12 protein-coding genes and 3 pseudogenes are annotated in these 15,036 nt (G+C 30.7%); 7 read left to right on the top strand and 8 right to left on the bottom strand.

All coding sequences use genetic code 11. The features are described 5' to 3' along the window. Positions 1–208 precede the first annotated feature (208 nt). Positions 209–1,276 (top strand): IS200/IS605 family element RNA-guided endonuclease TnpB, encoded by a 1,068-nt coding sequence (gene tnpB / locus ACXKY9_RS31115; RefSeq protein ID WP_228176719.1) that lies wholly within the window; start codon positions 209–211, stop codon positions 1,274–1,276. Between the two features lie 1,069 nt (positions 1,277–2,345). On the opposite strand, the gene ACXKY9_RS31110 is transcribed toward tnpB, so the two are convergent. Then, on the bottom strand, positions 2,346–2,546 hold the full coding sequence (locus tag ACXKY9_RS31110) for a hypothetical protein (protein ID WP_016090610.1): 201 nt from the start codon (positions 2,544–2,546) through the stop codon (positions 2,346–2,348). Between the two features lie 392 nt (positions 2,547–2,938). Here ACXKY9_RS31110 and ACXKY9_RS31105 point away from each other — a divergent pair, with 392 nt between their 5' ends. The 3 genes and pseudogenes from ACXKY9_RS31105 (at position 2,939) to ACXKY9_RS31095 (ending at position 5,349) form a co-directional block, all read left to right on the top strand. Further along, positions 2,939–3,232: an ArsR/SmtB family transcription factor gene (locus ACXKY9_RS31105; protein ID WP_000958635.1), complete on the top strand. Its 294-nt coding sequence runs from the start codon at positions 2,939–2,941 to the stop codon at positions 3,230–3,232. A 15-nt stretch (positions 3,233–3,247) separates the two neighbouring features. Next, a pseudogene (locus tag ACXKY9_RS31100) lies at positions 3,248–3,466 on the top strand (fascin domain-containing protein); the annotation flags it as partial. A gap of 1,547 nt (positions 3,467–5,013) precedes the next feature. Continuing rightward, entirely contained in the window at positions 5,014–5,349 is a 336-nt protein-coding gene (locus ACXKY9_RS31095; protein WP_016090611.1) for a hypothetical protein, read from the top strand. A 249-nt stretch (positions 5,350–5,598) separates the two neighbouring features. Here the strand turns inward: ACXKY9_RS31095 and ACXKY9_RS31090 are convergent. After that, positions 5,599–5,811, bottom strand: a pseudogene (locus ACXKY9_RS31090) (glycosyltransferase family 2 protein); the annotation flags it as partial. A 551-nt stretch (positions 5,812–6,362) separates the two neighbouring features. Further along, entirely contained in the window at positions 6,363–6,797 is a 435-nt protein-coding gene (locus tag ACXKY9_RS31085; RefSeq protein ID WP_016097411.1) for a CDP-alcohol phosphatidyltransferase family protein, read from the bottom strand. A 574-nt stretch (positions 6,798–7,371) separates the two neighbouring features. Here ACXKY9_RS31085 and ACXKY9_RS31080 point away from each other — a divergent pair. Beyond that, positions 7,372–7,551, top strand: a pseudogene (locus ACXKY9_RS31080) (N-acetylmuramoyl-L-alanine amidase); the annotation flags it as partial. An 87-nt stretch (positions 7,552–7,638) separates the two neighbouring features. Here the strand turns inward: ACXKY9_RS31080 and ACXKY9_RS31075 are convergent. From ACXKY9_RS31075 to ACXKY9_RS31065, 3 genes are all read right to left on the bottom strand, one after another. Then, positions 7,639–8,984 (bottom strand): IS3-like element ISBth10 family transposase gene (locus ACXKY9_RS31075; RefSeq protein ID WP_087942842.1). Its coding sequence is split into 2 segments (ribosomal slippage): positions 7,639–8,543 and positions 8,543–8,984, totalling 1,347 coding nucleotides; the frame shifts between segments, so codons are not numbered across the junction. Between the two features lie 54 nt (positions 8,985–9,038). Next, a complete protein-coding gene (locus ACXKY9_RS31070) occupies positions 9,039–9,857 on the bottom strand; it encodes a DUF7852 domain-containing protein (protein WP_488898571.1) in 819 nt (272 codons plus the stop codon). Positions 9,858–10,023: 166 nt separating this feature from the next. Beyond that, a complete protein-coding gene (locus ACXKY9_RS31065) occupies positions 10,024–10,728 on the bottom strand; it encodes a CsxC family protein (RefSeq protein WP_016090614.1) in 705 nt (234 codons plus the stop codon). Positions 10,729–11,360: 632 nt separating this feature from the next. Between ACXKY9_RS31065 and ACXKY9_RS31060 the strand changes: the two genes are divergently transcribed. Next, on the top strand, positions 11,361–11,633 hold the full coding sequence (locus tag ACXKY9_RS31060; protein ID WP_228161208.1) for a hypothetical protein: 273 nt from the start codon (positions 11,361–11,363) through the stop codon (positions 11,631–11,633). Positions 11,634–11,995: 362 nt separating this feature from the next. Continuing rightward, complete coding sequence (locus ACXKY9_RS31055) at positions 11,996–12,157, top strand: hypothetical protein (protein ID WP_160171671.1); 162 nt, start codon at positions 11,996–11,998, stop codon at positions 12,155–12,157. Between the two features lie 554 nt (positions 12,158–12,711). Here ACXKY9_RS31055 and ACXKY9_RS31050 read toward each other — a convergent pair. Together ACXKY9_RS31050 and ACXKY9_RS31045 are read right to left on the bottom strand one after the other, a co-directional pair. Continuing rightward, the gene (locus ACXKY9_RS31050; protein ID WP_016090616.1) at positions 12,712–13,944 is read right to left on the bottom strand and encodes a sensor histidine kinase; all 1,233 of its coding nucleotides are present in this window, start codon (positions 13,942–13,944) and stop codon (positions 12,712–12,714) included. 4 nt (positions 13,945–13,948) lie between these two features. Continuing rightward, on the bottom strand, positions 13,949–14,641 hold the full coding sequence (locus tag ACXKY9_RS31045) for a response regulator transcription factor (protein ID WP_016090617.1): 693 nt from the start codon (positions 14,639–14,641) through the stop codon (positions 13,949–13,951). Positions 14,642–15,036: the final 395 nt, after the last annotated feature.

The raw sequence follows: 15,036 nt of genomic DNA, 5'->3' as shown, positions 1-15,036 counted from the left end.
ACAGCCCAGTGAGTAGGTGGGAGATGAATTGACTTCGAACAAGGGATGGCAGGAAGCCATCTTAATTGTTCGACATATAGAAAGTGTTACTCCACTATATATCGAATGTACGTTCGGTGTATAATAGTCATATACCGAAATGGAGGTGAATTAAATAATGATAAATAAAGCCTATAAGTTTCGTATCTATCCAAATTAGGCACAAGCAATTCTAATCAACAAAACGATTGGGTGTTCTCGCTTTGTATTCAATCATTTCCTATCCTTATGGGATCAAGCATACAAAGAGACAGGAAAAGGCTTGACCTATGGTACATGCTCTGCCAAACTACCTGCCATGAAGAAAGAGCTTGTTTGGCTAAAAGAAGTGGATAGTATTGCGATTCAGTCGTCTGTTCGCAACCTTGCGGATGCTTATACACGCTTTTTCAAAAAACAAAACAGTGCACCGCGCTTTAAATCTAAGAAGAACAACGTACAATCTTATACCACAAAACAAACAAATGAAAACATTGCCGTTGTAGGGAACAAAATAAAGTTACCGAAACTAGGACTTGTTCGATTTGCCAAAAGTCGCGAAGTAGAGGGGCGTATTGTAAATGCTACAGTTAGACGGAACCCTTCTGGTAGATATTTTGTGTCACTATTAGTTGAAACAGAAGTACAAGAACTTCCGAAAACACATTCTTACACTGGAATAGATGTAGGACTAAAAGATTTCGCTATTTTGTCAGATGGAACCCACTATGAAAATCCGAAGTTTTTCCGATCATTAGAAGATAAGTTGGCGAAAGCACAGCGTGTTCTTTCTAGAAGAATGAAAGGATCTTCTCGCTGGAATAAACAACGAGTAAAGGTAGCTAGAATTCATGAATACATATCAAATACTAGAAAAGATTACTTGGACAAAATTTCAACTGAAATCATCAAAAACCACGATGTTATCGGTATAGAGGATTTGCAAGTATCGAATATGTTAAAGAATCATAAGTTAGCAAAAGCAATTAGTGAGGTATATTGGTTGCAATTTCGATCCATGTTAGAATACAAAGCAAAATGGTATGGCAAACAAGTCATTGTCGTATCGAAAACATTTGCTTCCAGCCAATTATGTTCTTGTTGTGGATATCAAAATAAAGACGTTAAAAATTTAAACCTACGTGAATGGAACTGTCCTTCTTGTCGTACACACCATGATAGGGATATTAACGCAAGTATCAATCTAAAGAATGAAGCGATAAGGCTTCTAACCGCAAGGACTGCGGGGTTAGCCTAATCAATTAGAGTTCGATAGAACTATTTACTTAGGAATCCCTCACTTCTAAACGAAGTGAAAGTGGGGGTAGTTCAATTCTCAATATAACAACTTTAAGAATATGATATTATTTTAATGCAAAGGCCCTTTTGTGCAATGAGATAGTAGTACCCAAACAATACCCCACTGGTACCAGTGGGCTTTTCTTTTTTTTTTACATTTGTTATAATTTCCTTAAAGGTATTTCAATGTTGCTGTACGTATATAATAAAAGAAGAGATGCGTCAACATCTCTTCAAGTAACTGCTACCGTAAGGTGATCGGTTATTAAAAATTAATTTTTGCGTTTTTTAGAAGACCGCCCACGCTTTGCTGGCTTAGGGGTGGTCTTCTTCTGTTTTTTAGAAGTAACTTTTTTAAATCCAAAAACTGCGATCTCTCAGACAATAGTTTTGGATACTTCTAATAATATTTGAAAAAGAATGTCCATTCGGTCACCTCCTTTCCCTATAAATAAGAGAAAGGATCGCAACCAACCACCCTACAATATATAGTTGTTCTTATTCTATCATACTTATACAAGCTCACCAATATAAAATAACCCACCTATTTCCGTAGGTGGGTTTTATCTTCATTACACAATATCAAATTATACTCTCTTTTTCTCGTAAACTTTATGCAATTATACATATTCGCAAAAATATACTATATAAATATTACATGTAGTAAAATATAAATTGTGGATACATTCTATAAAGCAGATTCTTTTGAAAGACGTAACATATTGATCTCAAATCTCTTGATATTTTGTGAACTAACAATCTGGTGTAAATAGAAGATTCTGTTTTATAGGATGTGTTTACACGTATAACAAAGGGGTAATACGTGTATATTTATATAAAATTAAAGTGGTTCAAGTCGGAGGAAGACACCTTAGGGTGTCTTTTTTTTGTACATTAAAAAACTCACCATTCAACAGAAAAGGCGAGATCCTTATATATTATTTCATATCTTGTTTTCTCTAATGCTTTTCTTCTTAATTAACCAATAACTGCATTATACGTTATATAAGCTAAAATGTCTGAAAGGTTTACTCTGATAAGATCCAAATGACTACAAATATTCCTGTAACTGCCGCACCTCCAAGAAATCCTACCAATATTTTTCCATGAGTACCATTAACAATTTCTTTTAATTCAGCTTTTGCTTTTTTCTTATCTTCTCCTGTTGAAAAGAGATAACTAATAAAATATACGACTACTAAAAATAGTGACGCGATTACCTCTATCATGACTTATGTACCTCCCTAATATATGTTAACCATTAATTAATCAATAATTTCCTTATACATTATATCAGCTAGGGTACATGGAAATATAACAAATTATTTATATAACTTATTTTATGATTATGTTTAAAAAGGGATGGAAATATTCCTTTTGCTTTGCAACGTATATTAAGCAGCATTCAAAATCATATATAGATTAAAATATGAATAAATAAAGTGTGGCTAAAAAATTTCAAGACACCAATTCATTGGAACGGTAAAAACTGTTTTTTGAATAGGTGTCTTTTTGTATTGAGTAGAATATATTTTCTCAACAGGAAAAATTGTAATTATCTATAAGTATTACTTATAAGGATAATAGGAAAATAGAAATTAATAATAAAGGAGAATGAGAAATGTTAACAGTAATATCTAATAATGACCTAGCTAAAATAAGCGAAGAAGATGTAGATGTAATAAGGGTAATGGCGCATCCGGTTCGATTAAAAATTATAAGTGAGCTAATGCATTATAAAATGTGCAATGTTACACAGTTAACAGAAATATTGAAACTTCCACAATCCACTGTTTCACAACATTTAGCAAAGTTAAAAGGAATTGTAATCCGTGCAGAAAGAAAAGGATTAGAGATGCATTATTATATTGATAATAATAAAGCTCGTCAGATTGTAGAAATTTTAGGGCTGTAGGTTAAACATACGTAAAAGTATGTTTCGTTTGATTCAAATGGTAGAATAGTAGCAGATCGTACATCAATTGGTGCATGGGAAAAGTTTATCTTATATAATGGTGGAGACAATAGGATATATGTATTACAAGCACTAAGTAATGGTAGATATATATCAGCAAATGGTGGTAGAGAATTAACAGTTACTAGTTATGTAGCTGGAAGCTGGGAAAGATTTGTTATTGTATACTTCTAAACTTTGAAGTGTTATATATCTAAATGATAATGGCATGTTTAGTTGGTATAAATACCTAATATAATAAAGTTTTCAGCATGTAATACAAGTGTATATTAACGTGTAAAAGGGCTGCAAATAATTAGCAGTCCTTTTTGCATGTTAAATAAGGACTTACTGAGGTTATAATGAAAAGAAAAAGAACCCTATAGGGTTCTTTTTCAAGGCATATTAACAGTAAGGAGAATCATGAAATGCTACTTCAAATCTTTATTAGGGGAAAGATTTTGAATAAGCTCAACATACGTCTATTTTTACATAAATGTAATATATAGTAAATTGATAATATTTATACTTACTATTACCAATATTCAATTAACATAGTTGACACTATTTGTATAGTGTTAATTGGTGCTTAGTACAGTATACATTTAGAAATCTAATAGTAGATTTCATTTGTTAAAAAAGCTAATAGATATATTATTTCAATTTCTAACTAACATTTAAACGGTTTTAATTGAAAATGGTTGTGTATTAACTCTTATAAGCCAATAAAAGTAAATAAAATAAACAAAGACCCTGTAATAAATACAGGGCCGGATACAGGGTTAAGGGAACGCATAGTTTCTTAATATCATAGTAGCATATATTCTTTGTATAGCTACATGAGGATTTTGACAGAATTAAGAACAAGACAGAAATTCTGTAAGAAAGCAAATATAGTGCTGGAAATGTGATTGGAAATTAAGTTATAAGTATATTGAAATAGATGAAAACTCTTGAGTGTATGATTAAATTGCCTTTAAATATGAGGCTTAGGTTAGAGGGCTAATTGGATCTTACTAAATAGGAGAAATGTTTTTTAGATTAAAAGAAGAAAAGACACCTTTTGGGTGTCTTTTCTTTAGGTAAACAGTTCACATATTGCTGAATTAGATACGAAACCATAATTCGACTATGAAGTGAATCTTAACATAATCTGAACAGAAAAAATATGTAATATTACATTTTTAGTTTTTAATTATTTTACTCAATATAGAGCAGCAACGTAAATAAAAGGGCATGCAGTCGTATCTGCAGCCCTTTTTAGGAGGAATTCAAGACACCATTAGGACACGTATTGGTAAACAAGTTCAAAAATAGTATGTGTGAAAAGAAAAAGTCCTATACCAAAAGTAGATAGGATCTTATCTTTTTTACATTTTAAAAAATGAAATTCTGTCCTTTTGAAATCAATACAGCACACATTTGGTTTGTAATGAAATTAGAAAAAGTATACATGAAAATGGCAGACAACTATTTTGTTGCCTGCCGGTGCCAGTGGGTTGAATGAGTTAGTCAATTCAATAAATTGTGCTATCTCATTACCAGAAGAGTGAAGCCGCTAGTTCAAACGGCTTAGACATAGTTTGTCTAATAAAGAAAAAATTATAAGTAGAAATTTTGTTTGCTCTATATGAAAAGATAAATAGATATTCATCAGACAAGGATAATTTAGCATACCTTGAATAGGATGAAGGAACGAATTAAAGAAAAGGATTTTTGTTCAGGAAGGGACTGACTCAGGAATGGGACTTTCGGACAGGGGTTGGGGAGCGATGGTTGCCTTTGGCATTGCGACTAATATCGTTGCTTGTATGATGGCAGTATACATTCAAAAATATGAGCTAATGATAAATCATCTTACAAATATTTTATTTTTAATAATTATCTCTTTAACGTTTATTAAGATGAAAATTAACAAATGGGTGGCTTTAGGATTTACATTTGTTGTAATAGAGAAAGGTATTAAGGCGGGATATGACTTCTACACACATAATTATTATGGTGTCAGTTGGAGTTTAGCTATCATTGTCTATTGCATATACGAGATGGAAAAGTATCATATTGAAATAAATGAATAGCCGCAACAATAAGGTGTTAGTATGAGGAATTCTTTTTAAAATACTATAAAAAAGACACTTTTTAAAAGAATCCTTAGATAAAAAAGAAAACTCTATTGGTTAGCTTTTAACCAGTAGAGTTTTCTTTAGATTAGTATCTTTTAGATAATAATTATTGATGATGAAAATTCCACTAAGAAATTCTTTTAAATATAGGTATTATTCTAAGTATTTTTCGACAAAGTGAGAGGGATATGATGAAATAGGGGGTCAAATTTTAAAGTAGGATAAATTAATTTTTGAAATTGGTATACAGTTCTTTAATAAATAAAGTTTTTGCAATATGTCTTTATCTATAAGATGAAGCGTGGAATCTGTCATTATGAAATAATTGTGATGATAGATAAATACTTTTCCTTCCGGAAGGATCGTGTAATTAGATAAATTCGGATAAATAGGTGGTCCATCTAAAAATTGATCTAAATATGAAAATGTAATGCTTTTTTCAGCATTAAAGAATTTGACATTGGATCCATCTTTTATCAAATAGCAGTGTTGGAAGTAATTGGGTATTATTAATAAGAACCCAATCAAAAATTCTCTTGGATGCAAGAGAATTTTTTTATTGGGAATAGTAAGGAGGAGGGGAGGTGCATTACATATGGGAAAAGGTAGAAGTAATAATGCTGGTAAAAAGCAACCGAATTTTGATGATTCATCTAATTTTGCTAAACAAAGCCAACCGACAGAAAAGAAGAAAAAATAAGAACGGGTGCTCTCTTGATAAAGGGGCTCCTGTTAAAAGTGTATTGAAGTTTTAGAACAACATATCGATGAATTAACCCAATAGCCATAAATACAAGGTTTTAATTTTTACGAATGGCACCGAATTTAATATTATTGTCCCGCTTTTTTATACATAGTGACGCGTTAAATCCATTTGAAATGCTCCTTTATGGCGCTGGGCGTGACTTCAATTGAAATTTTTTAAACCTAATGGGACTTACGATTAAGAGGGCGAGGATTAAAGTAATCTATGCATTGCTATATGAAAACAATCCTATACCAGCAAATGATAATCCTGCAGCTGAAATAGGTAATGCTTTAAAATATCCAATAGTTGGTTGAATACTAAATTTAGCTAATCTTAAAGCACCCATTGTTGGGAAAAGGATAAATGCCAAAGAAGTTAAAATAGAAGGTGCTGCCATTGTATGAAATAAAAGCGCAGGAGCGACGCCGAAACTAACAATATCAGCTAAGGAATCCAATTCTATGCCAAACTCACTGTTCACTTTTAATTTTCTCGCAATTCTTCCATCAAGAAAATCTAAAACAGCTGAAAAGAAAATGAGAATGGAGGCTGCTCCTAAATATTCACTCATATTCAAGGTGATTGAGAAAACACCGCACAATAAATTTCCAATCGTAAATAAATTCGGTATAACTTTTACAAGCTGATTAAACAAATTTGTTCCTCCTAAATTAATTAAACTTCACATTTCTGTAGCAATTTCTATATATTCTTCCGTTATTCTTAAAAATATATGACCACTGTATTGCTGTAAGCTAATTAAATTTCGATAAGAGAAAAATTGATTTCTTAAATGTTCCACTGGTTTATAAAAATGTTTAATCATTTTCAGTACGCGTTATTGAATATTAGCACTTAATAGTTGATATTTCGAGTAGTCAGGAATTTTCCGGTTCTGGTGCGAAAAATTCAAGGTAATTAAAAATAATCTCTAAAAAGGAGACATAATGATACTATTATTTTAAAAAGGTTCGTGGTTGGTATCGAATATAAAAAAATAGAATTTTTATACAAAAAGCACCCAAAAGGGTGCCTTTTGTACCTCTTAAAATGACTTAAGATGCGTTTACTTGAGTTCATTAGGTAGTTAGAGGTTGATAGACTATCTTTAATGAAAATGTTGAGCAATTCCATTTTATTATAAATAAATATATAAAAATGAAATATGTAATTTTGCATCATTAATTCTTTTCTGATCCTATATCCAAGAAAAGTTTACAATTCTCATATACATTGCTTATGGTGCAGAATCAGATGCAAATAAACGATTTGTTCCTGCAGAATTATGTGAAACGAGAGATTGCGAGAAGTTCAAACGTAGCTATGATAAATACGTTGAGTCATTAGCTAAAATCCCTAGTGATCGTGGATTACCAGTAAAAGTATTATGGATTCTATACTATGTAACAGCAAATGAAGCTTATGTGTTTGTGAAGTAAAAAACAAGAGCCGTCCTTCATCTGAAGTGACCCCCGAAAGTTAGACAGGTCGTTTCATTAGGCAGCCTCTAGGGTATGAGCCCGGTATTGTACTGGGCTCATACCCTTTAATTTTGCCTTAATTCTTTTATGATTATAGTATTCTATATACTTTGCTAATTCTTGTTTGAAATGTGTTATACTTTCAAATTCTTTTCGATACAGAAATTCCGATTTCATGATACCGAAGAAATTTTCAATAACGGCATTGTCATAACAGTTTCCTTTGCGAGACATACTTTGAGTTATGCCACAATTCTTAAGAGAATGACGGTATTGTTTCATTTGATAGTGCCAACCTTGATCAGAGTGAATGAGGAGTTTATCCGGATTGGTTACACAATAAAGGGCTTGGTCCAACATCGTTGAAACAAGGGAATAGGTCGGTCTTGAACCAATTGTATACGTGATAATTTCACCATTAAATAAATCCAACATTGGTGATAGGTATAACTTCTCCCCAAATAACTTAAACTCCGTAATATCTGTAACCCACTTTTCATTTGGTTTTTCAGCTTGGAAGTTGCGATTTAAAATATTTGGCGCAATTTTCCCAACTGTCCCTTTGTAAGAGCGGTATTTTTTCATACGAACCAGACATTTTAACCCTAATTCTTTCATAAGGCGATACACTTTTTTATGATTTACTTTGTGTCCACGATTCATAAGTTCATCACGAATACGACGATAACCATAACACCCATCGTGTTCATTATAAATAGCTTGAATCAGTTCTTTTACCTCCGCATTTGGATCAGGACGATTAAAACGTTTCATCCAGTAATAGTACGTACTACGTGGAATGTTTGCGAGTTGAAGTAACTCCTTGATAGGAAATTCATGCCTTAACTCGTAGATTACTTGCGCTTTGTCTTGTTTGGTGATTTTTCTTTGTTTTGAACTAAGGCATTCAACTTTTTTAAATATGCATTTTCCATACGTAAACGCTCATTTTCCGCTTGTAAGGCTTCGATTGATCCTTCATCTACTGGCTTTATTTTTTTATCTTTCATGGTTGGACGCCCCTTTTTCTTTGATTGTAGGGCATCCAATCCTCCTGTTTCATAAGCTATTTTCCATTTCCGAAGTGTTTCATAAGACGGTATATTGAAAAGTGCCGCTGTTTCTCTGATAGATGTCCCGTGTTCATTCATATAATAAAGTACATCTAGTTTATACTGGGCTGGGTAGAATGTATAGCACTTTTCAAAGGCCTTTTCACCTGAAGACTCATATCGTCTAATCCACTCACGAAGTACGCTAGGGTTAACTCCTATAGATTTAGCAATTGTTTTTCCACTTTCTGTACCATCTAAATATCGTTTCACCGCTTGGATTTTTTCTTTTGAAGAAAATTTAGCCATAAAAAATGCACCTCCAATTGTTAGACTGTGTCTAACAATTGGGGTGCACTTCAATCAATTGGACAGCTCTTGTTTTTGTAAAATCTTAATAACTATTTCCAACTCTATATTCTGCATTAAACAATAAAAATTATCACCAGATTGTTTATTATCTATAAGACATTCAATTGTTTGAAGAATATGCCCATTCACAAATAAAGTACCTTTATCTATTACAATTTCTTTTGAAATTGAATTTGCTCTCTCTGTTCTCTTTGATAACAATAATTTACTTTCAGTTAAAATAACATCTTGTGAAATGTTTTGAAAACCTATAATCCTCTTCTTAAAATCTATCACTTCTTGTAAGCTAATTTCTGTTTTATATCTACCCAATTCAATTGGTAATTCACCTGTTATATAGTTCTCAAATTCTATTTCTTTTTTCTTTACTATGAAATTGTGTATAGGAACCCATGATGATTCTACTTTATTTATTCTTGGAATATCACTTGTATTTTTCTTTAAATCCAATTCGAAAAGAATTCTATTTTCAAAAATCTTAGAAGAAACCATTTTACAATACGGCTCTTCATAATAATAATTTGAGGTAGCTATTAATTGTGTCTCTAATTCACGAAATTCATTATTAATATTGTTATTTTCAAATTGAAACACTTCTTGCCTTCTTTCACTCAAAATAGGATTTGTCAAAAAATTAGTTACTTCTGACACAACAGAAAACGGTGTTTTTACCACCATGGAATTTACTCTATTACTTTGACTCATTTCAGAAAATACATTCTCTTTCTCCTTCTCTTTCTCTTTTTTTTGTTTTTTCTTTGAAACTAATTGCTCATTTAAATTTTTAATCTTATAAATTTTATGCCCCATATTATTACCAGACCATGGCTTATTCATCAGTAACACACATCCCATCCGATGAATTTATAACTAAACCCATATCAGTTATATACACTCATTGTTAATATTATGTATGTTTTATCAAAACAGAAAAGACATTACCTTCTATAAAGAAGGTAATGTCTTTTTCTATTTATTAAACAATACCAGCTCGTACTTGTTGTACTTGCAACACTTTTAGTGTAAGATCTAACACAATTTTTTCACGTAAAGCATCAAATGTTGCCTCTAACGTTGTTGGGCATGGAGAAAAATCTAATTCATAAAAATTAGCACTGATTATTTCAACAGTAGGTTGCTCATTATAAACTACATGATTTTCGAAGAAATATTTATCCAAACGAGGTAAATCGCCATCCTTAGGATTAATAAAATGAGAGGCTGTATCTGAAGAAGCTGCAATTAAAGGTAAAGTGAAAAAATCACCTTCTGTTAAATCTGCAAATCCAGAAAAAGGAACATTAGCAATACGATCATATAAAGCTGCATTACATTCACCAGATGCATATTCAATATTTTTACGAATATAACCTGATACAAATAATTTTGCTCTTGTAACACGACGATAAGGCGTACCTTCTACTGGAGTAAATGCTACAGGAACTAATTTACCTTGTGTTAAAAATACATTTTTTAGAACACGTTTAATTTCAGATGCCGGTGGATCTAATGGAACATCTGCTTCTACAACAATTTGAAGTGTTCTCTCCGCTAAAACAACTGGAACTTTAATTATAGGATTTACCGTAACAATAGGTTCTGCTGGTGCATTAGATAAAGGTGTTTGTGTTTGACTGACAACTGGACACGGAGCAATAATTGGACACGGTTCATTTGACATTGGATAATTTTCCCCCTTAAAATATACCTGAATTTTATACGTTCGCAATTATATTATGTATTTTTTCTAGTAATGAGTGGGTTTTTATGGTAGTCTTTTTTATCATTTTGTTTCTTGAATATGGATTCAAATGGTAACATGTATGTTTTCTCCTATTAATATGATGTATAAAATGAAGCCTCATGAAACGAAAAGGTATTTTTAGAATAAAAAAACATAGAAAAATAATAATACTTCATTTCTTTATACATACCAAATACAAAGAAAAGAAACTGGAAGAGTTAGCGGGAAAGTATGATATGTTTGTGAAGGGAAATATATATAGAAGAAATATAAAAAATGTGCTAACAAGTTTGCAAACGAACTGGTTAACACACATACGAAATAGATAAGACACGTAAATTATTAAAGGCTTAATGGATAGTGGAACCATGCAGAGTAGATTGGGGGCATACTAGCTATTCAAGTTTCTCCTATTCAATAATGAGATAATAAAATTTCACGTACCTTATGTGAAAATAAAGAACAAATTTAAGCAATAGGGGATTTTAATAAAGAATGACCTTTGAATTATTTAATGTTAATATACAAAAATATATTTATATAAATATATTTACTAGTTAAAAATGTAGATTAAATTTGATGTGGTTAAAGGTGAAAATTTCGATTTTACTTTACTTCAAACAAAATTGCTGAAAACTTTTAAAGAAGTGGATAATGTAGCAATAGTCGAAAAGGTTGAAGATAAACTTTTTGAAAGAGATGATGTGCGAACCCATTTAGCGGAGATTACTATCAATGTTACAGGAAAGAATATTGGATATAGATCAGTTTCAGCTAGTATATTTTTTGCTCTAGACAGTCTATCAATAAAGCTATTCAATATTAATATTAGTGTACATTAAGTATCCAAAATGGATGTTTTTAATTTGTTAAAAGTTAAAAAGAAATTCCGCATTGAACCAGTGAACATTCTAATTAGACAAGCATATGATGAATTCATGGGACGAATTATCATGTGAGATGAAACTTTGGAGCACCATATTTATTTGTTGAAGGGTACCCTTTTTTTGCACTTTTTAATAAGGACAGGCATATATTAGAGAATGGGGTAGCCCCACTTCATATATTTGAGCACCTGAAATCGTCAGGTGCTCTTTATTTTTTGGAAAAATGAATATTTATATTAAACGATTATATAAATAGATATAATATAGTTATTTGATTCAGATTTAAACCAAGGGGTACAAATTCGCTGTGTCGTGAAATGGATTTGTTTAAACAATGGAAGGCAGATTTACAAGCTGTTGTAGAAGAGAAGAGGGTGAAGAAAAAAGCTAAGAAAAAGAATATGAAGTATAGCATTCCTGGTAATACAGCTGACTTCATGAATGGAAAAGATACTTTTCGTAAAGAGAATGGGTATTGAAGCAAAGTAATTAATAATTTGAGAATAAATGATTTTGATTAAGTGTATAGGAACTATAGTATGCGCTGTCGTGATTTGGGCTGTGTCTTATTTTTTATTAAGAAAATATAATAACAAATTAAACAAACACAATGAACGAAAAAATACCTGAGACTATTGCCACAGGTAGACTTGTATAATTAATAAAAGCAATTATATTAATGTACTATTTTTGATGTCCACTAATACTTATCATCAGATTTGGTTCGGTTGCCACACAGACCTCATAAGCAAGAAATTGTACACAATATAAAATAGTAAAATAAATATCTAATCCCTTAACGTACAAGGAATCGGATATTTTGTTTCTAAATTGTGTCCAAACGTACAAGTTTCCTTTTTTGATATGGTGATCCTATGCACATCAAGCTAAGGTTTTTAATTACCCCCAAAGGAAAAATTTATCTCTCTACAGTCATTTATGAAAAATTAATCGAATTTCTTTTTTTAACAGATGATTAATTTTTAAAAAATATACTCAAAGGTTAGGGTTTTATAATAACTTTTATGTACTGTTAATATTTCATAAAAGTTATTGTGAATTTTGTGAATGAATGTTTTTGGCTTTCTACTTTAATAAATCCATGATGAGCTTCGATAATTGATTTTGATAGCGCTAAGCCAATTCCAATGGACCCTTCTTTATTAGAATTTTTTGTTTTGTAAAATCTATCAAATATATATGGCAAATCTTCTGATGCAATACCTTCACCAAAATCTTGAATTATAATTTCAGTATGAATAGGGGAGTTTGTGACTTCAATATAAATGGAACTATTATCATTTGAATGTTCAATGGAATTCTTTAAAATATTTAATAAAGCTTCTTGCATCCAAATACTGTCATGGAAAAGTAATGTTTTTTCATTGGCTTTTAAATGTATGTTCATACTTTTTTTATTTAATTTACTTTTCAAACTAGCAATGACCTCATAAATCGTATCAATAATATCAGAGTTTTCTTTTTCAAATAGTATTGCCCTAGCATCTATTTTTGAAACTTTTAATAAATTATGTATTAAAAAGCTGATTCTTGAAATTTGAACATCATTATTGTGTAAAAAATGATATTGCTGTTCATTTAATTTACCTTGTAATAAGATATCATTGTTCACTGTTAGTGTTGAGAGTGGTGTTTTTAGTTGATGAGAAATATCTTGTAAAGTTTGAATTAAAAATTGTTTCTCTTCCATTAAATTATGCATACTTTTTCTAATAACATTTTTCAGTTTATGAAAAGAATTAGCAAGTTTAGCTAGATCTCCTTCTCTATTTTCCTTGATATCAATGGTGTAATCACCTTCAATAATTTTATTCGCTGCAGCTGTTACATTTCTAATTTTTAAGAAAAAAGATTTATATTGTAAGTAATTTAGAAAAATTAGGATTAAGCTGAACCCTATTGCTCCAAGGAACATGTATATATTGTTTTGAGATATATGTTTATTTAAATAAGGAAAAAGTCTTGAGTCTAATTCAGCAGATAGACCATATTGATTTAATAGCATTTCTCCATCACTGGAATACTCTTTTTTATTCGCTGTATCATTTGTAAGTGCTTGTATTATTTCATATTCATTTTCTGGGTTTTGTGCAATTAGTTTCCCGGTAATTTCACTCCAAATAGTAATATAATCATTCTTTAAATGGTCATATAGAATATGAACTGTGATACCTTGATATATAATAAATAAAAAAGCGATTAATGCTAATGTAAGTATATTAATTTTTATTTCTCTATTTATCATTAAATTACTCCTTACTGACGTTTTTATTCCAAAAATATCCAACACCTCTTTGTGTGATTATATAGTTAGGATTTTGGGGAATATCCTCAATTTTACTTCTTAATCTTTTTACATAAACGGAAAGAGTGTTTTCATCGAAAAACACTTCACTTTCATCTACTATTTTTTTCAATATCTCATTTCTTTGTAACACTTTATGAGGATTTAGCATTAACGTTAATAAGAGTTTGTATTCTAAATGTGTTAAATTTATACTTTTCTCATGCTTAAAAGCTCTAGCCGCTTCAACTTCAAGGTGTATATTTTCAGACCTCAATATAGTATTAGAAGCTGTTTTAATTTTTTTTCTTAATTGTACTTTTACTCTAGATAATAGCTCTTTTACCCTGAAGGGTTTTGTTATATAATCATCTCCACCAATATCAAGGCCCATTACTACATTAGCCTCCTCATCCAGTGCTGTGAGAAAAATAATAGGTATATCACCTTTTCTTTTAAGGTAGGTACATAAATCATATCCATTTCCATCTGGTAGTCCAACATCCAATATAGCTAAGTCAAATTTATTATTTTCGTATTGGTCTTTTGCATCTTGTACAGTAGAAACTCTTATAACCTCAAGTCCTTCTCCTTTTAGAGTAAACTCAATAGCCATTCCTAGATCGTTATCGTCTTCAACGAATAATACTTTATCCACAGTATCTCTCCTCATTTGTCTTTGATTATGGCAGTATTTTAGATTATGACAGTTATTTTACACGTTGGTTGGCTAATTTAAAATAGTTTAGTATGGAAATGGAATTTTAGAGGCTTTTCTGAGTATAAGCATAATACCCAAATCGGCTTGAAGCTTTTTAGTACATAATGAGATACAAACAATTACTTAAAGTAGAATATTTATGTAATTCATACATGTACTTGCTTATATTTTGAAAAACCTTGTAATAGTGTCTTGTTGAATTTGTACGTTTTTATAAAACCATTAATGTTTTGTTTAAGTTATCTTATACAAAAATGTTAAATGAAATTGAATTCGCATTAATTATGTAAATGGATTTAAAAAAACAAATCATTGAGAATAAGAGCCGAATG

Source organism: Bacillus sp. 2175 (assembly GCF_057812155.1).
Note: the sequence above shows the minus strand (reverse complement) of the source record. Positions and strands in the feature narration are given on the sequence as shown.